Origin of the sequence: Paenibacillus sp. J45TS6 (genome assembly GCF_018403285.1) — a bacterium.
Taxonomy (GTDB): Bacteria; Bacillota; Bacilli; order Paenibacillales; family Paenibacillaceae; genus Paenibacillus.
In genome coordinates this window covers 71,541-92,730 of the sequence record NZ_BOSJ01000006.1, presented here as the reverse complement: position 1 = coordinate 92,730, position 21,190 = coordinate 71,541, and the positions used below count along the sequence as shown (strand labels likewise).

24 protein-coding genes are annotated in these 21,190 nt (G+C 42.5%); all 24 read right to left on the bottom strand.

Annotation, left to right across the window (positions count from 1 at the left end; all coding sequences use genetic code 11):
- Nucleotides 1-21: 21 nt before the first annotated feature.
- The 24 genes from KJS58_RS11050 to fliE all read right to left on the bottom strand — a co-directional run bounded on the left by KJS58_RS11050 (nucleotide 22) and on the right by fliE (nucleotide 21,148).
- Nucleotides 22-927, bottom strand: coding sequence for a MinD/ParA family protein (locus KJS58_RS11050; RefSeq protein ID WP_213532570.1), 906 nt, complete (start codon nucleotides 925-927; stop codon nucleotides 22-24).
- Entirely contained in the window at nucleotides 924-2,255 is a 1,332-nt protein-coding gene (gene flhF, locus KJS58_RS11045; RefSeq protein ID WP_213532569.1) for a flagellar biosynthesis GTPase FlhF, read from the bottom strand. The genes KJS58_RS11050 and flhF overlap by 4 nt, the downstream gene beginning before the upstream one ends.
- On the bottom strand, nucleotides 2,252-4,285 hold the full coding sequence (gene flhA / locus KJS58_RS11040; RefSeq protein WP_213532568.1) for a flagellar biosynthesis protein FlhA: 2,034 nt from the start codon (nucleotides 4,283-4,285) through the stop codon (nucleotides 2,252-2,254). Before flhA ends, flhF begins: the two co-directional genes overlap by 4 nt.
- Nucleotides 4,282-5,394 (bottom strand): flagellar biosynthesis protein FlhB, encoded by a 1,113-nt coding sequence (gene flhB / locus KJS58_RS11035; protein ID WP_213532567.1) that lies wholly within the window; start codon nucleotides 5,392-5,394, stop codon nucleotides 4,282-4,284. The genes flhA and flhB overlap by 4 nt, the downstream gene beginning before the upstream one ends.
- 27 nt (nucleotides 5,395-5,421) lie before the next feature.
- Nucleotides 5,422-6,210: a flagellar biosynthetic protein FliR gene (gene fliR, locus KJS58_RS11030; RefSeq protein ID WP_213532566.1), complete on the bottom strand. Its 789-nt coding sequence runs from the start codon at nucleotides 6,208-6,210 to the stop codon at nucleotides 5,422-5,424.
- An 11-nt stretch (nucleotides 6,211-6,221) separates the two neighbouring features.
- The gene (fliQ, locus tag KJS58_RS11025; protein WP_213532565.1) at nucleotides 6,222-6,491 is read right to left on the bottom strand and encodes a flagellar biosynthesis protein FliQ; all 270 of its coding nucleotides are present in this window, start codon (nucleotides 6,489-6,491) and stop codon (nucleotides 6,222-6,224) included.
- Between the two features lie 35 nt (nucleotides 6,492-6,526).
- Nucleotides 6,527-7,282 carry a flagellar type III secretion system pore protein FliP gene (gene fliP / locus KJS58_RS11020; RefSeq protein WP_191798399.1) on the bottom strand — a complete coding sequence of 252 codons (756 nt, stop codon included), beginning with the start codon at nucleotides 7,280-7,282 and terminating at the stop codon, nucleotides 6,527-6,529.
- Nucleotides 7,279-7,800, bottom strand: a complete 522-nt coding sequence (locus tag KJS58_RS11015; RefSeq protein ID WP_213532564.1) for a flagellar biosynthetic protein FliO — start codon at nucleotides 7,798-7,800, stop codon at nucleotides 7,279-7,281. The genes fliP and KJS58_RS11015 overlap by 4 nt, the downstream gene beginning before the upstream one ends.
- 5 nt (nucleotides 7,801-7,805) lie before the next feature.
- A complete protein-coding gene (locus KJS58_RS11010; protein ID WP_191798395.1) occupies nucleotides 7,806-8,171 on the bottom strand; it encodes a response regulator in 366 nt (121 codons plus the stop codon).
- A 30-nt stretch (nucleotides 8,172-8,201) separates the two neighbouring features.
- Entirely contained in the window at nucleotides 8,202-9,485 is a 1,284-nt protein-coding gene (gene fliY, locus KJS58_RS11005) for a flagellar motor switch phosphatase FliY (RefSeq protein ID WP_213532563.1), read from the bottom strand.
- Nucleotides 9,475-10,473: a flagellar motor switch protein FliM gene (gene fliM / locus KJS58_RS11000; RefSeq protein ID WP_213532562.1), complete on the bottom strand. Its 999-nt coding sequence runs from the start codon at nucleotides 10,471-10,473 to the stop codon at nucleotides 9,475-9,477. Before fliM ends, fliY begins: the two co-directional genes overlap by 11 nt.
- Before the next feature lie 43 nt (nucleotides 10,474-10,516).
- Entirely contained in the window at nucleotides 10,517-10,981 is a 465-nt protein-coding gene (locus KJS58_RS10995) for a flagellar basal body-associated FliL family protein (RefSeq protein WP_213532561.1), read from the bottom strand.
- Entirely contained in the window at nucleotides 10,982-11,206 is a 225-nt protein-coding gene (locus KJS58_RS10990) for a flagellar FlbD family protein (protein ID WP_213532560.1), read from the bottom strand.
- Nucleotides 11,207-11,271: 65 nt separating this feature from the next.
- Nucleotides 11,272-12,087 (bottom strand): flagellar basal body rod protein FlgG, encoded by an 816-nt coding sequence (gene flgG, locus KJS58_RS10985; protein ID WP_213532559.1) that lies wholly within the window; start codon nucleotides 12,085-12,087, stop codon nucleotides 11,272-11,274.
- An 89-nt stretch (nucleotides 12,088-12,176) separates the two neighbouring features.
- Nucleotides 12,177-12,554, bottom strand: coding sequence for a TIGR02530 family flagellar biosynthesis protein (locus KJS58_RS10980; protein ID WP_213532558.1), 378 nt, complete (start codon nucleotides 12,552-12,554; stop codon nucleotides 12,177-12,179).
- Nucleotides 12,551-13,075 carry a flagellar hook capping FlgD N-terminal domain-containing protein gene (locus KJS58_RS10975; protein WP_213532557.1) on the bottom strand — a complete coding sequence of 175 codons (525 nt, stop codon included), beginning with the start codon at nucleotides 13,073-13,075 and terminating at the stop codon, nucleotides 12,551-12,553. The genes KJS58_RS10980 and KJS58_RS10975 overlap by 4 nt, the downstream gene beginning before the upstream one ends.
- 21 nt (nucleotides 13,076-13,096) lie before the next feature.
- On the bottom strand, nucleotides 13,097-14,557 hold the full coding sequence (locus KJS58_RS10970; protein ID WP_213532556.1) for a flagellar hook-length control protein FliK: 1,461 nt from the start codon (nucleotides 14,555-14,557) through the stop codon (nucleotides 13,097-13,099).
- A 38-nt stretch (nucleotides 14,558-14,595) separates the two neighbouring features.
- Nucleotides 14,596-15,546 carry a MotE family protein gene (locus tag KJS58_RS10965; RefSeq protein WP_213532555.1) on the bottom strand — a complete coding sequence of 317 codons (951 nt, stop codon included), beginning with the start codon at nucleotides 15,544-15,546 and terminating at the stop codon, nucleotides 14,596-14,598.
- Between the two features lie 40 nt (nucleotides 15,547-15,586).
- Nucleotides 15,587-16,030, bottom strand: coding sequence for a flagellar export protein FliJ (gene fliJ, locus KJS58_RS10960; protein WP_213532554.1), 444 nt, complete (start codon nucleotides 16,028-16,030; stop codon nucleotides 15,587-15,589).
- 11 nt (nucleotides 16,031-16,041) lie between these two features.
- A complete protein-coding gene (fliI, locus tag KJS58_RS10955; protein ID WP_213532553.1) occupies nucleotides 16,042-17,361 on the bottom strand; it encodes a flagellar protein export ATPase FliI in 1,320 nt (439 codons plus the stop codon).
- Complete coding sequence (locus tag KJS58_RS10950; RefSeq protein ID WP_213532552.1) at nucleotides 17,348-18,205, bottom strand: FliH/SctL family protein; 858 nt, start codon at nucleotides 18,203-18,205, stop codon at nucleotides 17,348-17,350. Before KJS58_RS10950 ends, fliI begins: the two co-directional genes overlap by 14 nt.
- A complete protein-coding gene (gene fliG / locus KJS58_RS10945) occupies nucleotides 18,198-19,214 on the bottom strand; it encodes a flagellar motor switch protein FliG (RefSeq protein ID WP_213532551.1) in 1,017 nt (338 codons plus the stop codon). Before fliG ends, KJS58_RS10950 begins: the two co-directional genes overlap by 8 nt.
- A gap of 11 nt (nucleotides 19,215-19,225) precedes the next feature.
- Complete coding sequence (fliF, locus tag KJS58_RS10940) at nucleotides 19,226-20,803, bottom strand: flagellar basal-body MS-ring/collar protein FliF (protein WP_213532550.1); 1,578 nt, start codon at nucleotides 20,801-20,803, stop codon at nucleotides 19,226-19,228.
- 39 nt (nucleotides 20,804-20,842) lie between these two features.
- Nucleotides 20,843-21,148 carry a flagellar hook-basal body complex protein FliE gene (fliE, locus tag KJS58_RS10935; protein WP_213532549.1) on the bottom strand — a complete coding sequence of 102 codons (306 nt, stop codon included), beginning with the start codon at nucleotides 21,146-21,148 and terminating at the stop codon, nucleotides 20,843-20,845.
- Nucleotides 21,149-21,190 lie beyond the last annotated feature (42 nt).

Below are 21,190 nucleotides of genomic sequence, written 5' to 3'. Positions count from 1 at the left end.
TGAATTTAAGTGAAACCTGCATTAAATGGTTTTCTTTAACCATTTGTTTATAAATCCTTTGAACCCTTGTGTATTCTGTGTCAAAGGTAAGGCAAGATCCATATATCCCGATGCTATTCTTTCCATGTCTCGGGAAGCAGTACACTGCGGATACATCACCGTAAATGGTGTTTGTTTCTTCACAGCTCGCATCACATGCGGATCGTCTGAAATATGCCCTAGTAAAGGAATGGCAGCATTTAAAAATCGTTTCGCAACAAGTCCAATTTTAGCGCTGACTTGTTCCGCTTCCCTTCTGTTCTCAGCCCGATTCACCACAATGCTAAAAGGTACAGGATCACTAAGATGTCTGTGCATCACTTTTATTAATGCGTATGCATCCGTAATTGAAGTGGGTTCCGGCGTCGTAACTACGATACACTCATCAGCGGCGGCAATAAAACGCCTGTTCTCCAGAGAAAGACCGGCTCCGGTATCAAACAAAATATAATCGTATTCGTCAGAAAGACGATCTAGGTCAGATGTAAAACCATGAATGTCCTCTTCCGTTAGAGTCAAAAGTTCAATGAGCCCTGATCCACCTGCTACAAAAGGCAGTCCATGTGGACCAAATTGAATAATATCTTGAATTCTTTTTTCTCCCTTGAGGACATGATATAGACTGAATCTAGAAGATACGCCCATTAATACATCGATATTGGCCATCCCCAAATCCGCATCAAACACCAGTACCTTTATACCAGCTGCATGAAGTTTTAGAGCCAGATTAAGTGTGAAGTTTGATTTACCTACGCCTCCTTTTCCGCTCGATATCGCAATGAGTCTGGCTTGATTCATTTTCTTACCCTGAACCAAGTTCTCCTCATTCAGCTTCGGGAGGGAATTGTTTAACATCATATCTCTTAGAGTAGCCGCTTGATCTATCATGACGGCTCACTCCCGAGAATAAAATCGGCCAGTTTCTTCGGATCTGGAAGCATGATATCTTCCGGTACGTTTTGCCCCGTTGTAATGTAAGCTAGCTTGCTTGGATACTGTTTTAGGACGTTGAAGAGAGCTCCAAGTGTGTCTGTTTCATCGATTTTTGTAAAAATCAATTTTGGTGTTCCATATTTATGAAAATGATCCAGTATCGTCAGCATGTCTTCTGTTTTGGCTGTCAGGCTGAGTACCACAATAAGTTCGCTATCCGCTTCATCCGGCAGTAAGCTTTTGAGTTCAGAAACAGTAATCTCATTACGATAATTACGGCCCGCTGTGTCCATCAGAATCAAATCACAATCAGAGAGATGATCCAGTGCTCTTATGGTATCCGCAGGTGACTGCACGACTTCAAGTGGGATACCGAGAATTGCAGCATACGTCCGTAACTGTTCAACAGCAGAAATACGATACGTATCGGCAGTAATGAGCCCCACCTTTCGTTTATGCTTGAACATTTGCTCGGCAGCTAGTTTTGCTATCGTTGTTGTTTTGCCGACGCCTGTCGGACCTGCCACGTATACAATTCGAGTGGACTCATTAATCCCATCCGTGATTCGTTCTGATAAAAAACCCTCAATCAGAGGTCTAACGATGCTTTCCCCAGCTTCTTCCTCGGATTCCTGAAGTGTTCCTTTTGCAAATTCCATCCAGTTGCTCCAAATGTCCGTGGCAATTCCCTGATCTTTCAGCTTCGTGCGGATCTCATTCAAATCTCCAGGTAAGCTTGCTTCATTAGATTGACTCTCGGCGATTGTAGCCATAAACGTTTTCATCTGACTGATTTCTTGGAGAAGTTTCTCCGTCAGACTTCCTGCTTCCATTTCGCCTTTCTGCTTCTCCTGTCTTGAAGAAACGGAAAAATCCGCCCCTTCCGGGTGCGGCTGTAACTCTGCAGGAAGACTCGGAGCTTCTTCTGATTCTTGTGTTTTGTATTGCAGAGTCGCCTTTGGCTTTATATCATTCTTTTTTGATAAAGGCTGGGCAGCTGTTTCATTTACATGTAAACTCCCTGCTTTTTGGTATGCTTCAGGAACAGCAGCCCTTGGCATCGTAGGAATAGCAGCAGGAGGAACCTGGGCAGGCTCCTTTTGCTGTTCTTTATCATCTTCAACTGCAGCGATGACTTCGATCTTATGTTTGCGAAGTATCCCTGCTAAACCACTTGCTCGAACGGTTTTGGTAGATAAGATCACCGCATCTTGTCCCAGTTCATTCCGAATGAGTTTCATGGCCTCGGGCATGGTATCCACGATGTATTTTTTCATTTTCATAAGTTCACCACCCCAACGCTTTGAATTTCAACATTTGGTTCTAGCTCACTGTACGACAACACAGGTATATCTTGCATCGTTCTTTCGATAATCTGCCGGAGGTACATCCGGATGGTAGGTGAGGTAAGAACAATAGGTTGTTGACCCGACTGAATCAGACGATTGACTTGTTCAGTCAATTTTTGATACAGTGTTTGACTTGATACAGGATCTAGTGCTAAATAGCTCCCTTGCTCCGACTGCTGGACACTCTCGGCAATTTTTTTCTCAAGATTAGGTCCTACTGTAATCACCCGCATCGTCTCCCCTTTCAGGGTATACTGCTGAGTTATTTGTCTTGATAGAGCTTGTCTTACATATTCCGTGAGAACATCTGGGTCTTTTGTATATGTACCATAGTCGGCTAATGTCTCTACGATCGTCACCATGTCACGTATTGAGATCTTCTCTCTAAGCAGCTTGGCTAGAACTTTCTGAACATCTCCGATCGAAAGTACAGTAGGAATCAGTTCATCTACTAGTGCTGGATAACTTTCTCTTAAATTATCTATAATTGCTTTGGTTTCTTGACGTCCTAACAGTTCATGTGCATGTCTCTTAATCAGTTCTGTCAGATGTGTTGCCACAACGGATGGAGGATCAACAACGGTGTACCCTGATAACTCTGCACGGTCTTTCGTCAACTCATCTATCCATAATGCCGGAAGCCCAAAAGCCGGTTCCATGGTCTCAATACCGCTGATCGAATCGTCATCATACCCTGGGCTCATTGCTAAGTAATGGTTAAGTAACAATTCTCCCCCGCCCACGGTGTTGCCTTTGATCTTGATTACATATTCACTAGGTCTAAGCTGTATATTGTCGCGGATCCGAATCACAGGAACGACTAGACCGAGCTCAAGCGCACACTGTCTGCGGATCATAATGATCCGATCGAGTAGATCTCCACCTTGTCCGGTATCTGCAAGAGGAATGAGTCCATAACCAAACTCAAATTCGATAGGATCCACCTGAAGCAGGTTAATTACACTCTCCGGACTCCGAACTTCCTCAATCTGTTGCTCTTCCTCCATCTGTTCCTCGGAAATCTGCTTACTATTGAGATTCTTCTGCATTTTCCAACCTCCGAAAAATAGCAGACCTGCCAGAGGCAAGGTTGTAATTGGACCGATTGGCGTGAAGATTCCCAGGAAAGTTACCGTAGCTGCAACGATATATATAAGCTTTGGATATGAAAATAACTGACCTGTAATATCATCCGCAAATGAACCATCTGATGCTGCTCTAGTTACAATCAGTCCGGAAGCTGTAGAAATAAGGAGTGCGGGAATCTGGCTTACCAGCCCATCCCCAATAGTTAACAGGGAATACGTAGATATAGAATCGCCAAAGCTCATTCCTAACATTACCATCCCAATAATGAATCCACCTACGAGATTGATCAGCAAGATAACAATACTTGCAATCGCATCTCCTTTAACAAACTTACTTGCACCATCCATCGCCCCGTAAAAGTCAGCTTCTCGTTCAATTTTACTGCGTCTCTCTTTTGCCTGTTGTTCGTTAATAAGACCTGCATTGAGATCTGCATCAATACTCATTTGTTTACCAGGCATCGCATCAAGCGTAAATCTTGCTCCTACCTCAGCGACACGTTCAGACCCCTTCGTTATAACAATAAACTGGACAACAACCAGGATCAGGAAAACGATAAAACCAACAATGGGTTGTCCGCTGGATATCCAGCTTCCGAAAGTCGCAACCACTTTACCGGCATAGGCTTCAGCAAGAATATGTTTGGTCGTTGATATGTTCAAAGATAGTCGAAATAATGTCGTTACAAGCAGTATAGAAGGAAAGATAGAGAAATCCAAAGCTTCCTTCGTATTCATCGCTACCAGTAAGATCATGAGTGCAATTGCAATATTGATGACCAAAAGGACATCCAGTAATCCAACGGGTATAGGTAGAATCATCATGAGCACAACGCCGATAATTCCAACTAGGACTGATAATTCTTTTATTTTCACTGGTTTCTGTGCCTCCGATTCCCCGATGGTTTATTTCTGCCTTTTAAGTTGTACACATATGCTAATACTTCAGCGACCGCTTGAAAAAGATCCGCAGGAATGGAATCGCCAATCTCCGCACGTTGAAACAATGCTCTAGCCAGCGGCTTATTTTCCATAAGCATAATTCCATTATCCTTAGCAATCTCCCTTATTCGAAATGCTACATGATCCGCTCCTTTTGCAATCACCTTTGGAGCATCCATTTCATTTCCATCGTACTTCAGCGCTACAGCAAAATGGGTTGGATTCGTAATGATGACATCCGCATTTGGAATCTCCTGCATCATTCGCTGCATCGCCATACGTCGTTGGCGTTCACGAATCTTCCCTTTAATGAGGGGGTCACCCTCCATCTTTTTATACTCATCTTTAATGTCCTGCTTGGACATTCGGATGTTCTTCTCATATTCATATTTCTGGTACATATAGTCGAGTATAGCAAGGACAAATAATGCAATTCCTATATTAAGACCCAGCTTCTTGGTCATCTCTGCAGCAAAGGTCAGAATCCCATCTGATGATAAGTGGCTGAGCCTAGCAAACTGATCTTTTGCCCCCCACAAAATGTTATACACAAGAAAACCGATAATGAGCATTTTCAAAACGGATTTGAGAAGCTCTACAATGGATCTCATGGATAGAATATTTTTAAACCCTTTTATAGGATCAAGCTTGTTAAATTTGGGAGTAACCCCTTCTCCTGTGAGCAAAAAGCCGACTTGTAAATAATTCACAAGGATTCCGACAATAACGCCAGCCGCAAAAACAGGAGCAAGAATAATAAGAATCTGCATGCCGAGCTGTCCGAACATAGACATCACATTAGGGATCGTAACATCCATGCTAAGCCTGTTCATAAAGATATCTGTAAAAGCATAGGTTATTCGTTCTTTATAAAAACCCCCAAAAATAACGAAACACATAAAGCAGGTGAGCAAAATGGCCGCTCCGGAAACTTCCATACTTTTTGCAACTTGCCCTTTTTTTCTTGTTTCCTGGCGTTTCTTGGGCGTCGCTTTTTCTGTCTTCTCTCCGGAAAACATCTGCAGGTCCAGTTTAAATCTCATCCTACTCTCCTCCCGCATTTGTCTTACTTAAGGTCTCTGACCAACCACCTCTAAGACTCCTTGCATTGCTTCAAATAATACACCAAACAAATTTTCGAAAATGTATAGAAATCCGGGTACAACGAGCAGCATCATGGCGAGACCTACAATGATTTTCAGTGGAACCCCTATAACAAAGACATTAAACTGCGGTGCCGTTCTCGCAAGAAAACCAAGCCCTACGTCTGTCATAAATAAAGCAACCACTAGCGGTGCAGCCATCTGGAACGCAAGCATAAAAGCTTGTGCAAATGCACGGATCAGAAGTTCTGCCACACTACCGTCTGAAAATGCCTGAAAGATATCGTTTCCAGCAAGAGGAACCCATCTATAACTATATACGATGGCATCCAGCATCCTGTGATGTCCATTCATGGTCAGAAACAACAGGATTGCAAAAGCGTACTTTAGGTTCCCTGTGAGAGGTACTGAGGTACCTGTCATTGGATCAAACACGTTTGCCATACTAAAACCAATCTGGATATCGATGAACGCTCCTGCGGTTTGGATGGCCGTAATCATGAGAAGTGCAACATAACCTAGCAACAGTCCCATTAAGACTTCCTTAAATATAAGCAGTACGTATGCTGCATCCATCGCAATAACCTGGTCCGTACCAAAAGTTAAATAAACAATAATTGTAATAAAAACAGATAATCCTATTTTGAATATTTGAGGTACCCCTGGTGTAGAAAACACGGGCGCTACTACAAAAAAAGCTGTTATTCGACAAAAAATTAGCAAAGCTACAGAAAATCCTTGAAGTATCATCTCCATGATTGATCAACCTACCCGATATAATTGTGAAGATTGTCCAAGATGTTATAAGTGAAATCAACCATCGTTGCGAGAATCCAAGGGCCAAATAACAGTAGTGCCAGAAGAACAGCTACAATCTTGGGAACAAAAGCTAACGTTTGTTCTTGAATCTGCGTTGTTGCTTGAAAAATACTAATGATCAGCCCTACAACAAGTCCAAGGACCAGCATGGGGGCACTTATTTCCAAAGCGACAAAGATCGCTTGCCCTGCTAGCTCAATGATAAAATCCCCTGTCAAGGCGCCACCTCCCAATGTCTAGATGATCCTTGCACTTACGGACTGAAGCTAAGGAGTAAAGATTTAACTACGAGATACCAGCCATCTACCAGTACAAAAAGAAGAATTTTGAAAGGAAGAGATATCATGACCGGCGGCAACATCATCATCCCCATTGCCATAAGGGTACTTGACACAACAATATCAACGACCAAAAATGGAATAAAAATCATAAATCCCATCTGAAAAGCGGTTTTCAGTTCACTGATTGCATACGCGGGAACCATGACAGTGAGCGGAATATCCTCATAAGTTTCCGGCTTCTCCATCCCGTTATAATCCATGAACAGAAGTAAGTCTTTTTCCCTTGTATGTGAAAACATAAATTTCTTCATGGGTTCCGTAGCTTCACTCAGTGCCTCCATTTGTGTTATTTCACCTTTTAAGTAAGGCTGGAGCGCAACATCATTAATAGTAGATATCGTTGGAGACATAATAAATAAGGTAAGGAAAAGGGCTAGTCCAACGAGCACCTGATTGGGCGGCATTTGATTGGTACCCAGTGATGTTCGTACAAAACTTAAAACGATGACGATTCTAGTAAAACTTGTCATCAGTACTAGAATGGCGGGTGCAATACTGATAATGGTTACAAAAAGTATGATGGATAAAGAGCTTGTACTGGGCTCTCCACTATCCCCATTCCCAATTTCAATATTGATATCCGGAATTGGCTGCGCATACGCTTCCGTCCCCATCATGAGATGAAGCACCGCCCAGAGTAAACAGACTATTACCATCTTTTTATTCATGAATCTCTCGACCGCTCTCTTGTTTCTTCTTCTTCAAGCAAGCGTTCCATTTGATCCTTACGATCAGGCATCTCTCGAAGCTTTTTCTCGAATAACGCACTAAATGAAGCTTCTTCCATCTCAAAGGATTCCGCTTTATTTTTACTGAGCTTATTCTTTACATTTGTAATGAGTTTGGCGAAGGAAGGTTCTGATGTCCCTTCCCTTTCAAACTGAGCTACTAGTGCTCTGATTTCCTCAGGGTCAGACAACGTGTCAATCATATGCACATCGTCTCCAATCCCGAGAATATAAAGCTTGCTGCCAACTTCGACGATTTGAAGTGACTTGCTAGGTCCAAGTCCCACTCCACCGATAACTCTCATCGTCCGTTTCTGAAAAAAAGATTGATTTTTTCTTCCCAAAAAGCGAATCAAAAGAACAATACAAATGACTATGATAATAAGTACGAATACGACAGAGAGGATCGAACCAAAGTAACTTGATCTCAAAGAATCCGTTTGACCTGAATCTGTCATTTACATTAAATGCCTAGTGTCTTATTAATTGCTTCGATTACACGATCCGATTGGAAAGGCTTCACAATAAAGTCTTTTGCTCCTGCTTGAATCGCATCAATCACCATTGCTTGTTGTCCCATTGCTGAACACATAATCACTTTAGCGTTAGGATCCACTTTCTTAATTTCTTTAAGTGCAGCAATACCATCCATCTCTGGCATCGTAATATCCATCGTAATCAAGTCAGGGCGAAGTTCTTTAAACTTTTCGATTGCCTGTGCTCCGTCTTGAGCTTCTCCAACAACCTCAAACCCGTTCTTGCTCAAAATATCACGTATCATCATTCTCATAAATGCTGCGTCGTCCACGATTAAAATTCGATTTGCCATGTTAATTAAAATCCTCCTTGAATATGTTGCTTATTGTATTTTCTGCAGTCGGTCCCACTCGCTTACGATATCGGTTACTCGTACTCCAAAATTCTCATCAATGACAACCACTTCGCCCTTAGCAATCAGCTTCTGATTGACAAGTATATCCACCGGTTCACCAGCCAGCTTATCGAGTTCAATGATGGAACCCTGAGAGAATTCCAGAATATCCTTAATTTGCTTTTGGGTCCTTCCTAATTCTACGGTTACTTTTAGTGGTATGTCCATCAATAAATTCAAATTATTGTCGCTTGATTGCCCAAAAGCGCCATTTTGGAAATTTGCGAACTGCACTGGTTGCACATTCACACCACGCGCGTGCATGTTTCCGTAATGTTGCGGCTCTGGATTCGACATTTGCGCAGGCTGCTGCATACCTTGGTTAGGGTAATTTTGATATGGGTTCTGCTGCTGCGGTATAGGTGCTTGCCAAGGATCCTGATAAGGAACACTCTCCCCTGCTTGATGCATTGGCTGCTCATAAGCAGGAGATTCATATACTGCGGGTTCTGGCGGCGCACTTACTGCCTCTTCCACTCGTGCAGATGGTTCGGTCACATTACCTGTAGATACTTCGTCCATCTCTTCCGTGCCATGAATCAGCATTCTCACCATATCTTTAGAAAAATCAACTCTCAGCAATTGCATAATTGTAGAATCTATTAAATCTCCAATAAGAAGACGGAATGAAACTTTGATCATCGTTTCATCTACAGGGAAATTATTCAACCCTTCCCCACTAGTTGTGTTTAGAATATCTATACTTGGCGGAGATATATTTACGAATCGATTAAATAGAGTAGACATCGATGTAGCTGATGAACCCATCATTTGATTCATTGCTTCTTGAACGGCACTAATATGAATTTCATTCAGTTCTTCGTCTTTAGGATTTCCTTCACCGCCAAGCATGAGATCAGCGATGACCTGAGCATCTCTTTTCTTGATTACAAGTGAATTAATCCCTTCAAAACCGTCTACATATGTGACATGAACGGTCACATGAGGTTTAGGAAATTCGTGTTCAAACTCTGATCTTTTAATAATAGAAATTTTCGGTGTTGTTATTTCTACCTTATTACCTAACAAGGTAGAAAGTGCCGTAGCCGCGCTGCCAAATGTGATGTTCCCAATCTCACCGAGGGCATCCTGTTCGAGCGGGGTCAAATAATCATCCACTGTTTGCACTACGGGCTCACCGCTGGAAATAGATTCGGTTTGCTTTAATAAAGCATCGATCTCTTCCTGGGACAAAAAGTCTTTACTCGTCAAGTTCTTCAACTCCTTCAATGAGGATCTCATCTATCTGTACTGCTACTCGGTCTCTGAGACTGCCTGGACTTCCTATAAATTTGGCCTTTTCGCCTACTTTAATGGTTAATCCTTCGTTTACCGGCTTACCTAGTGCGATCACATCGCCGACGCCAAGCGATAAAAACTCAGCAATCGATATCTGGGATTCACCGAGCTCGGCGATAATCGGAAGTTTGGCTTTCTTCACTCTTTCTTTCAAAGCTACCATTTCTTCAGGAGCCCGCGATTTTTTCTCCGATATAAACCATTGATGGGTTGAAAGTTTGGACATGATCGGCTCTACAACTACATGTGGAATGCAAAGGTTGATCATGCCTGTCGTATCCCCAATCTTTGTGCTAAGCGAGATCAAAGCAATCGTCTCATTCGGCGATACAATTTGCATAAACTGTGGATTCGTCTCTAATGCCTCCATACGGGGGTTGATATCAAGAACCGTTTTCCATGCTTCTTGCAAACTGTCGAATGCTTTGCTGAAAATGCGCTCCATAATGGTGATTTCAATCTCAGTCATGGTGTTTACTTTCGCAGTAGATGTGCCAGGGCCCCCAAGCAGACGATCGAGCATTGCATAAGCAACATTCGGATTCACCTCAAGAACCATTCTCCCTTGAAGCGGTTCTGCCTCAAATATATTCAAAATGGTCATTTTAGGAATAGAGCGAATAAACTCGTCATAAGGCAATTGTTCTACTTGAACAACATTAATCTGAACAAACGTTCGCAGCTGAGCGGAAAAATAGGTCGTCAGATACCGAGCAAAGTTTTCATGGATTCGGGTTAAACTTCGAATATGATCTTTAGAAAATCGGACTGCTCTTTTAAAGTCGTATGACCTTATTTTCCTCTGACTATCTTCCTTTTTCAGCTCTTCAGCATCCATTTCTCCAGAGGAAAGAGCTGCGAGGAGGGCATCAATTTCATTTTGTGATAATACATCAACCATTTCATTCACCCCCTTGCAGGTTTAAAATTGAGGTAAGGACACATTACATCATTGGCGTCGAAAGAAACTTCGTAATTCGAATATCTTGTAATTGGCCTTCTGTCAGTTCTTTGTTAATTAAAACTTTCAACTCGCTATTGAATTTCTTTCTTCCTGACGTTATATTCAGCGTTTCAGGGCTTGTATCTGCCAGCTTTTGAATAATAATCGGAGTCACAACTAGATCTTTAATTTTCTCAAAATCTTCCTTCGCCTTTACGCTATTCAATTGGAAGGCAAAGTTCATTTGCACAAGATAATTAGGATCAGCCAAATTTGTTTTGATATCGATAATTTCTGAACTTACCTCAACAATTTCATCTGCTGATAAATGTGGTTTGCTTTCGCTCACTTTCGAAGTTGGCTGTTCGTTTCCTGCATTCATCTGCCCCTTCATGATGATAACCACCAGCACGATCAGTGTAACGGCAAGCATAATGGTAGAGATCCAGGGTAACATTTTCTTCATTTACATATCCTCCGTTTGCTGCTGCAATTTAATTGTCGCCGCATGGATACCAATTCCCCGGTTATATTCCTTGATCTTACGAATTACTTCCTCTGCTTTCTCAAGTACAATTAAACGTTTGCCTGTGATCAGGGTGATATATGTATCCGGTGTTTCTTCCACAGTCTCAATGAGCAACGCATTTAAAAACAGGCTTTCTCCGTTTAGCTTTGTAACTGCTATCATCTCTATACCTCCTGCAGTAACCTGCCTCAGGGAGCATCCTTCGCTCCCTGTGCAGATACTAATCATTAACGTTTAAGATTGACGACTTCTTGAAGTATTTCATCAGAAGTGGTAATTATGCGGGAATTGGCCTGAAAACCACGCTGCGCAACGATCATCTCTGTAAACTCTCCGGTTAGGTCAACGTTTGACATCTCAAGCTGACCAGCCACGATTGAACCCGTACCTGCTTCCGCATCATTTGCCGTTACAATTTCAAACTCACCATCGAGATTTGCATTCATCGTCATTCGGTACAAATTGCCTCCGATTTTATCAAGACCGCTTGGATTAGATACTTTACCGATCCCCAGTTGTACACCAGCTTCCATCGTTCCATCCGCCATTTGTTGGTTAATGGTTCCATCCTGACCGATTGAAAAAGCGACTACCTCATCATCAAGCGTAATGGGAGCGCCGCCTGAATCAAGCACGAACAGTCCATCCGAGGTAACCAGTCTGCGATTGGCATCCACATGAAAATCTCCAGCCCGTGTCAGGTAAGGAACTTCCTGATCTTCCGAAAGGCTGACCAGGAAAAATCCGTCTCCTTCCAGACGAAGATCCGTTGGATTATTCGTCGTCTGTGCACTGCCTGCTAAATGCATCGTATCGATCGATCCTACACTAACTCCAAGTCCAACCTGTTTAGAGTTCACACCGCCGGTATCATCTGTAGGAGCGGTTACCCCGGCTGTAGTTTGACTCATGATATCCTTAAACATGACTCGACTTGATTTAAATCCTGTTGTATTCACGTTTGCGATATTATTACCGATGACATCCAGCTTCGTTTGGAACCCTCTCATGCCGGATACTCCGGAGTACATGGATTTAAGCATAATTAATTTTACCTCCGATTGGTTGATTGGCTGCTTCTGTCGATCCGCAACCCTTAGGCTTTCCGTTAGGTCCAGCCTCATATAGATAATTAAGGAATGATAATAGCACTATCAATCTGCGTAAATACGCCTTCTGTTAACGAGGGTCCATTCACCGCAGTTACGATCGTTCGGTTCTTTACATTTACAATAAAAGCGGTATCTTCCATCAGCACAAGTGTTTCTTTAGAACCTTTGGCTGCAGCTTTATCTACAGCCTCAGCAATCTTCTCTAAATGATTTTTACCGAGCTCTATACCTCGCTGCTCTAACCTTTTTGAAGCATGATAACTAAGCTTTATGCACTCATTGTTAAATAACTTGTTAAAAGAAACGGTCTCTTCTGATCCTGACTTATTGGTATCACGGGTGTTGGGAGATTTCACTGTACTTGTATAGAGCTGACCTACTCTTACAACGCCACTCATCCCTCAGCTCCATCGGCTTCTTCGCTTACATCCACTTTCTCTTCAGAAGAGGCACTGGCTTCCAAGACTATTTCTTCTGTTTTTACATCACTGATCTGAGTAATGTCTTTTAGCGCAATTTCCTTATCATTAATAACCGCATACTGCATTTGATCCCGAATAATAATGGATTCCACGACACCGCTTTGAACAGCACCTTCATTTGAACCCTCGCTTGTACCAATCCAGCTTACTTGTTTACCGATCAGTCCAGAAACCGCACCTAAAGATTGCGATAAATTTTGAAGTTGACCCGATATATTCGACAATTGTTCTACAGAAGTAAACTGAGCCATTTGAGCGATAAATTCTTTATCTTCCATCGGCTGCATTGGATTCTGGTTCTGTAACTGAGTAATCAGTATTTTCAAAAATTGATCCTTACCCATCGCATCTGAGGATTCTTTACTCGCTGCTGTAGTTACATTGGAAGCTGAGTAGTTAGGCCAAATATTCGTCGTAGAAATGATATCCGCTGACATTTTCACACCCCGCTTCGCTCATTATATTTTCGCAGTGAATCCGCTTGTCTGATCGCCTTCCGTATATAACTCCAATTCTTGCTGCTCCTGCATCCAAGTACGAAGCTCGTCTTGAATCTCTGCTGTAGTTAGTAGATCTTCATTGTTCCGTTCTCGTTCTTTAGATCTGCGCTGGTTACCAGGCTGTCCGTTTGAACTGCCTCCATCCTGATACATATGTGACGATAATGAGGTGTTCTGAGTCACTTCAAGTCGTTCGACCTGAATCCCTTGAGCCTGAAGTACAGCTCTTAACTGTGTCATTTGCTGTTCGAGCAAATCCTTCGCTCCTGCATGTTCTGTCATAAACTTTGCAACCAAATGACCATTTTGCATCGATAACTGCACGTCCAGTTGACCTAAATGCTGAGGTCTTAAAGAAATAACCGCTTCTGTCATTCCCTGTTGCTTCACAATTTCAAATTTACTGACAACAAATTCGGACATCTCTTTAGAAAATTGTTGAACCGGTATGACCGTTTCTGATCTAGTTAGTGGTGCTGTCCCATTCTTTATAGCTAACTGCCCTGCAGTGATAAGGTTTGTCGCTTGATTATCCTGCGTTTCCTCCGGATTCACTTCCTGAGAAGATTCGGGATCTACCTTCTGCTGTATTGACTCATCAAGAGTCGTTACTTTGATCATTTCTTTTGTTGCTAGCTTGTTACTACCGTTTTGTTCACCGACGTTTTCCAGAATCTCGGCATCCCCCGTAAGGAGTGAAGGTTCTATAGAAAACGTTGTTTTTTCTGCTGAAGCGAATGTGCTTTTTGCCATCAGGCTAAGTTCGGTCATCAGTGAATTTAATTTCGTAACAGAATCTGTTTTTACATCTGATTTTCCTAAAATCTCTTTCAGATTTACGATTAGCTGCTCCTGAGTATGTATAAGATCTTCTAATGGTGCAGCTGTTTCTGAATTTGTTTTACTTGCTTCTATTAATTGATGCAGTACTTCTTGCAGTGCATACTTTACGGTATCCGACTGCTCTGTGAGTGCATTCATGGCTTGAAAAGATACGTTTTGCTCTGCTGATTCTTCATTGTTTGCAGGATAGAGATAATATAAAGCTTGCTGCAGCCACCCCTTCAGATCGGCAATCATTTCTTCATGCTTTTCACTACGATCCAAATCTTTCTCTTGCTCAAGTGTTGTAATGAGTTCATCAATAATCGCTTCTGCTTCCATAAGGAGAGTCGCTTCGTCCAAAGTACTTGTATTCACTTCCGGAGTAACACTTTCATCTGGATTTACCGTAAGAAAAGTAAACATGGCCGGCGTTTCCTTGTTTCCCGCTTGATTCATTCCCTCACTCGTTGTCTGCATGTTCACTTGCAAAGCCACAAGAAACCCAGTTGATTCGTTTCCAGTAGTCTTACTTGCCTCAGATCCAGAATCCATCAAACTAACTGCTTTTCCTACTTGTGAAAAAGAAGATATCATTCGTTTTTCACCTCCTCTCACTTGATATAAAATATCAATTAATTTTTACTCCCCATTAAACGATTTAATATTTTTGCAGAGACAGCAGCATCGGCAGAAGACATTTGGTCTAGTAATTTTGCTCTCGTTGCATCATCTACCGTTTTTAAAATCGTGATCGCTTGGTCTGGACTTAGTTTATAGGTCTCAAGAATTAAGTTTGCACCACTGTCTGCTGACATCGATGAAAAGGTTTGTGTCAGCTCATTTTTATCCAAGTTCCGATTGTTAGATGTAGTCGTTGATGAAGCTTGTTTGTTGTTCATTTTGGATTGTAATGCGGCAATGGCGCGACTTTCAGAAGTCGTTGTATTTTTTAGTGCCTCTGTAACTTCAGCAGCTGCCTGAGGTGTCATTTTTTCAAGAATGCTGCGTTGTGCATCTGATTTCATCTCTGCAAGAAGCTGAACCTGCTCTTCGAGCGTCATACTTTGAATAATAGGAGCTGCCTTACTCGGCTTCATTTGACCGTACATTTTAGCAAGATCTTTCACTTGCTTTAGGTAAGGATCTATGGTTTCTGTTTCATTTGACGCTGTTGCATCACCACTTGAACTCGTTGTTACCTGTAACTCTTTTATTTCATCTTCTAATTTCTGTACATTGCTATCCTGTTTAGCTTTCTCCTGTTGCACCTGCTCAAGCTCCGTTTTTGAATCAGCAAGCTGTGTCTTTAATTTATCGATGACTGCCTTATTACTTTCTATTTGTTTCTCGGCTTGTCTTTCTTTTTGGGTTGCTGGATCTAACGCTTCCTCCGGTATCCATTCTTTCACTACCGGAATTTTGCTTGCAATTTCGATCGCATTTTTTCTGAAATCAACATTCAGAACGACGAGCAGTACAACAACCAGTACGAGACAAAAGACAACAGGGATTCCAATAATCATAAATTTCTCCCAAGCCCCTCCGGACTCTCGCTCCAGTTCCTCTCGATCCTTGTCTACCAACCATCATTCCTCCTTCGGTGCATCACGCCCGCACATTCTTTTAACGTGCTCTTACAGCAAAGCGCACCGTTGCCATTTCATCCAGTTCATTTTGTTCCCTAAGGAGCATCTCCTGTTGATAATGCATTTTTTCTTTTTCTCGCGCCTGGTTCCATACTTTTTCATCCAGCATTTTATCGTTCAAAAAAGCTTGGTTTTGTTTGACGTTCACTTCAGCATGAGCCACATCATTATTTTTGCGGCTGATGCATTCATCTAGATAGTGAACGTAACGATTCATCTCCTGTAAACTAGAAGCCGAAGCGCTTTGCAGTGAGAAAGAAGAAATGCCTTCCATGAGATTTTCTCGATCTCTCACAAGTTCCAGCAAATGATTTTCTTCGGCTTGCAGTTTACCAATAGCAGAAGAAAGAAGCCACTCTGCCTGTGTTTTCTCCTTCGCCTTGAGATCCACAACTTTTTGAAAATGATAAGTAAACCCCATAATGTACTAAGTCATCTCCTTGCAAACTCGGTAATTAGTCTTTGTCTTACTTCATCCAATACTACTTTTTCATCTACCTTCTGCCGTGTGAACCGCCATATATCCTGTATTCGGTCTATCGACTCATCAATCTCTATATTCGATCCTTTTTGATAAGCACCAATATTAATTAGATCTTCTGAGTTCTTATAGACCGACATGAGACGTTTTATATTTTCAGCTGCATCAATCTGTTCCGCAGGAGCAATATCTTTCATCACCCGGCTTATGCTCGCGAGCACATCTATAGCTGGAAAATGTCCTTTATTCGCAATTCCCCGGTTCAGCACAATATGTCCATCGAGAATACCACGGACAGCATCCGCAATCGGCTCATTCATGTCGTCCCCATCCACAAGGACCGTGTAAAAGGCAGTAATCGATCCGACAGGCCCCGTTCCCGCTCGCTCCAATAGTTTAGGTAAACTAGCAAATACGGAAGGAGTGTAACCTCTCATTGCTGGCGGCTCCCCAACCGCAAGACCAACTTCACGCTGTGCCATCGCATACCTTGTCACCGAATCCATCATCAGCATGACATTCATGCCGCGATCTCGGAAATACTCTGCAATGGTAGTTGCAATCAGCGCTCCTTTGATACGCACTAGTGCGGGCTGATCCGATGTAGCCACGATAACAACAGAACGTTCGAGCCCCTCAGGCCCAAGATCTCGTTCAATAAAATCTAATACTTCCCGTCCCCGTTCCCCGATAAGAGCAATCACATTGACATCTGCTGATGTATTACGGGCAATCATCCCCATCAAGGTACTTTTACCAACCCCTGACCCGGCAAAGATCCCCACCCGCTGTCCTTTACCAATCGTAAGCAGTCCGTCGATTGCACGAACACCAATGCTGATAGGCTCAAGTACCCTGGGTCTATTCAGTGGATTAATGGGTGCACTTGAAGTTGAATAGCGCTGCATTCGGGCGGGAATAAGTGAACCATCCAGGGGCTGCCCTAGACCATCAAGTACTTTACCGAGAAGTTCAGATCCGACTTGAATATTCAAAGGTTTCCCCGTTCCCACCACATCACAGCCAGGACCAATCGACTGTAGATCACCAAGCGGCATCAGAAGTACTTTGTTATCTCGAAATCCGACCACTTCTGCTTTCAGCGGAAGGGCCGAATTCGTCGGATAAATGTAACAAACATCTCCTATGCTTGCATCCGGACCTTCTGATTCCACCATCAGTCCGATCACCTGAGTAACTTTTCCATTAATACGGACCGGGTCCAGTTGTTTCAGTTGATCCATATATCGCTGTGAACTAAGAACCTTCATATGAATTCGTCCGCTCCTCGCTATCCAGCGCTACCCGGATCAATTCTTTCTTGATTTCGGTGAGCTGCGTATCTACTCTGGCATCGACACTTCCGAAAGAAGAACGAATAACACATCCTTTATCTCGAACGGAAGCATCCGGCAATATTTTCAGTTCAGCTTGAGAGTCGATCGCGTAAGTCAATTCCTCTCTAGCAGCTTGGACATATGAAAATTCCTTAGGAGATACACATAATGTGATAACACCTTGTTCTCTTTTTCTTGCCAAGTTCTTACGAATCAGTTCAATCATAAGACTCGGTTCTGTTGAAAGCTGATGATCGATTACTTTCTCAGCAATTGCCGTGCTCAGTTCAACTAGAAAAGGTTCTGCTTCCTGTATAATCTGTTCTTTGGCTTCGTAAACTTCACTCAGCACCAGCTGTGCTTCTGCCATTTTTTCTTCCATATAAGTTTGAAGCTCTTCTTTTGCCTTGTCTGCACCCTCATGATAACCCTGTTGATATCCTTCTGAGCGAAGAGCATCCATCAGATGCTCATCTTGAAGTCTTTTTTCTTCCCACCAAGAAGCAATTTGTTCCTTGGCTTCCTGAAGTAATCGCTCTGCTTCTTCTGCTGCTTCACGCACTTGCCTTTCTGCAAAGTCCTTCGCATTCTCGAGCATTTCCTGCTTCATTCGAATCGATTCTTCATCGACCGTTGGCTTTTGTTCTTCTACCACTATTCTTTCATTATGATCAGAATTCGCTTCAACACCTGATTTTTCACCATACTCATGAACCGATTTCACCTGCTTATGGGTATCAACGGGTACATACTCAAAGGATTTAATCAGATTAGACAACGATATCATCTCCTCCGCCGCGAGCAATAATAATCTCACCAGCTTCTTCCAGTCTTCTAATCGTTGCAACGATACGGGTTTGTGCTTCTTCTACATCACGCAGTCTGACAGGTCCCATGAATTCCATTTCTTCTTTAAAAGTCTCTGCCATGCGTTTAGACATATTGTTGAAGATAGAATTCCGAACTTCTTCGCTCGCCACCTTGAGCGCAAGCTGTAGGTCAGCATTATCAATATCTCGAATAATTCGCTGAATCGACCGGTCATCGACATTAACGATATCCTCGAAGACAAACATCCGTTTCTTGATTTCTTCTGCCAGTTCAGGATCCTGTATTTCCAGAGAATCCAGTATCGTTCTCTCGGTTCCGCGGTCAACTCCATTTAGGATTTGAACGATCGATTCAATTCCGCCTGCATTCGTGTAATCATGCGTAACCGTGGCAGATAGTTTCTGTTCAAGTACTCTTTCTACTTGGGCGATTACTTCTGGTGAAGTGCTGTCCATTACTGCAACCCGCCTTGCAACATCCGCTTGTTTCTCTTGCGGAAGAGAGGAAAGGATGACGGCTGCTTGTTCAAATTGCAAGTAAGATAAGACAAGCGCAATCGTCTGCGGGCTTTCATTTTGTATAAAGTTAAGAATCTGATTCGGATCCGCCTTCCGAGCAAAGTCAAAGGGTCTGACCTGAAGGTTAGCGGTTAGTCTATTAATCACTTCCAGTGCTTTTTGAGATCCGAGTGCTTTTTCTAAAATTTCTCGTGCGTAATTAATACCGCCTTGTGAAATGTATTCTTGTGCCAAACAAATTTGGTGGAACTCAGACATAATGAGTTCTTTTTCTCCACCTTCTACTTTTCTTACGTTGGCAATTTCTAAAGTTAGCTGCTCTATTTCTTCATCTCGTAGATGCTTGAAAATTTGGGCTGATACCTCTGGTCCTAACGTTATGAGCAGGATTGCTGCCTTTTGCCTTCCGGTTAATCCGTTTCCTGGTGCCTTAACCAAGTTTCTCACCCCTATTCATCAGCAAGCCACGTTCGAAGCAAATCAACAAATTCATCCGGTTTCTTCTTCGCGAGTGACTCGAGTTGTTTACGTACCTGACTTTCATTTGTGACCGTTTCTAAAGTTACGGAAGGAAATTCGGTTGGAATCTGAAGCGGAAGATCATCTTCCTCATACTCCTCTTCCTTCTTACGGCGATTTCGATAAATCAAGTATCCTCCGCCTGCTAGCAGTAATACAGCACCCGCTACTAAGCCCCCTATCATACCAGAAGACAACTGAATTCCTGTCTGTGTATCTGTGGCCGTTTGCGCTGGTTTAGCTAGTACAGAGACTTTCTTTTCTAGATCTGCGTCGTTATATGTACTTCCTGAATTTGCAAGTGACGCTCTCACAATGTTCACTAAAACTGTTTCTATTGCATCTCTTGTTGGCTCATCTAAAATTTCTTGTCCTTGGGGTGGTTCAACTGCTACATTAATGGTTAAGTCTTTTACAGTGTATGGACTTTGGACAATTTCCTTTGCGATTTGGTTAACCTCGTAATTGATTGTCGTGGAACTCTCTTCTCCGCTTGAAGTCTCAGAACCAGCAGCCGGGTAGTTTACAACATCTCCCTCTCCTGTTCCTGCTACACCGCCATCTTCTGCAGTACCGCCTGTGTAACTGCTCTGAATGTCTTGAACACTGATCTCAATACCTTTCATGTTCTCTTCATCTACCGGAGTAACCAGATTTTGAGTTTCGTTTACTTTGTCAAAATTCAGATTTGATGTCACAAGCACATTAATATCTGTGTTACCGATAATACCCGTTAGAAATTCTTTTACACTCTTTTGAACATCGCTCTCATATTTTTTCTGCAGCGCCATGTTCTCTTGTATTTCACCCAGTCCACTTCCTCCGCCACGCTCGGTTGGTTGAAGTTCTTCACCCTGATTCGTAGAAATGGTGATGTTTTCCAGTGGTAAGTTTGGTACCGCAGTTTTCATTAAGTTAAAATATCCGTCTACTGCCTTCTGTGACATTTGATACCCGGGCTGAAAAGTCAGTACTGCGGAAGCAGAGGCAGTTTCTTGATCCGAGCCGGCAAATAAACTTTTTTCAGGAAGATTAACTAATACTTTTGCATCTTGCACGCCCTGCATAGTCCGGAGCATTTGTTCAATCTCGCCATTAAAAGCGTTAGCGTATTTGACTTCGAATTCTTTATCTGTCGAACCCATCATTGAACCATTTTGCTCAAAGATGTCATAACCGATCGATCCGTTCTGAACTAATCCTTGGGATCCAACATCTACTTTCACCCTTGCCGCTTGCGTACTAGGTACTGAAATGCTTGTCCCATCTTTATTTAACTCAAAAGGAATATTTCCACTCTCAAGATAGCTCATGACCCCAGCTGAATCCTCTGCACTAAGATCAGTAAACGCTACTTCATACTCCGTTTTAGAGAACTGAATTGTAAGTGCAGCGGCGGCAATGATGAGAAACACCACCGTAGAAATCAGTAATACCCTTTGTTTTTTGGTAAATTTGTTCCAATACTGAGATATCTTCTCTCTATACTGGGCGATTCTCTCGTTCACTCCGTCACCTCATCCGAACTTTTGCTAATCATACCTCTATTACATTTGAATCCGCATAATTTCCTGATAGGCTTCGACCACTTTATTTCGAATTTGATTCGTTAACTGCAAACTTAGCAGTGCTTGTTCCGAAGCAATCATCACTTGATCTACATTCACATTACCTTTAACAAATTCTGTTGACATGACATGAGACGTTTTCTCTTGCTCTGCCACTTGCGTAATTGCCTGATCTAAATAGGATGAGAATTGTTTGATCGTATCTGAGGGGGTTGATTTATTTTGTGTTCCGCTCATTGAAGGAGATTGTAAAGCAGATGTTTGCAACATCGTATTTTGTATCATCTTTGGTCCCTCCTAAATTCTAAAATATGTAGTGTCTAATAA

Coding starts and splice junctions, on each gene's coding strand:
- KJS58_RS11050 (WP_213532570.1), bottom strand. CDS start 927: ATGATAGATCAAGCGGCTACTCTAAGAGATATGATGTTAAACAATTCC.
- flhF (WP_213532569.1), bottom strand. CDS start 2,255: ATGAAAATGAAAAAATACATCGTGGATACCATGCCCGAGGCCATGAAA.
- flhB (WP_213532567.1), bottom strand. CDS start 5,394: ATGAGATTTAAACTGGACCTGCAGATGTTTTCCGGAGAGAAGACAGAA.
- fliR (WP_213532566.1), bottom strand. CDS start 6,210: ATGGAGATGATACTTCAAGGATTTTCTGTAGCTTTGCTAATTTTTTGT.
- fliP (WP_191798399.1), bottom strand. CDS start 7,282: ATGAATAAAAAGATGGTAATAGTCTGTTTACTCTGGGCGGTGCTTCAT.
- KJS58_RS11015 (WP_213532564.1), bottom strand. CDS start 7,800: ATGACAGATTCAGGTCAAACGGATTCTTTGAGATCAAGTTACTTTGGT.
- KJS58_RS11010 (WP_191798395.1), bottom strand. CDS start 8,171: ATGGCAAATCGAATTTTAATCGTGGACGACGCAGCATTTATGAGAATG.
- fliM (WP_213532562.1), bottom strand. CDS start 10,473: ATGGTTGATGTATTATCACAAAATGAAATTGATGCCCTCCTCGCAGCT.
- KJS58_RS10995 (WP_213532561.1), bottom strand. CDS start 10,981: ATGAAGAAAATGTTACCCTGGATCTCTACCATTATGCTTGCCGTTACA.
- KJS58_RS10990 (WP_213532560.1), bottom strand. CDS start 11,206: ATGATAGCAGTTACAAAGCTAAACGGAGAAAGCCTGTTTTTAAATGCG.
- flgG (WP_213532559.1), bottom strand. CDS start 12,087: ATGCTTAAATCCATGTACTCCGGAGTATCCGGCATGAGAGGGTTCCAA.
- KJS58_RS10980 (WP_213532558.1), bottom strand. CDS start 12,554: ATGAGTGGCGTTGTAAGAGTAGGTCAGCTCTATACAAGTACAGTGAAA.
- KJS58_RS10975 (WP_213532557.1), bottom strand. CDS start 13,075: ATGTCAGCGGATATCATTTCTACGACGAATATTTGGCCTAACTACTCA.
- KJS58_RS10970 (WP_213532556.1), bottom strand. CDS start 14,557: ATGATATCTTCTTTTTCACAAGTAGGAAAAGCAGTTAGTTTGATGGAT.
- fliJ (WP_213532554.1), bottom strand. CDS start 16,030: ATGGGGTTTACTTATCATTTTCAAAAAGTTGTGGATCTCAAGGCGAAG.
- fliI (WP_213532553.1), bottom strand. CDS start 17,361: ATGAAGGTTCTTAGTTCACAGCGATATATGGATCAACTGAAACAACTG.
- fliE (WP_213532549.1), bottom strand. CDS start 21,148: ATGATACAAAATACGATGTTGCAAACATCTGCTTTACAATCTCCTTCA.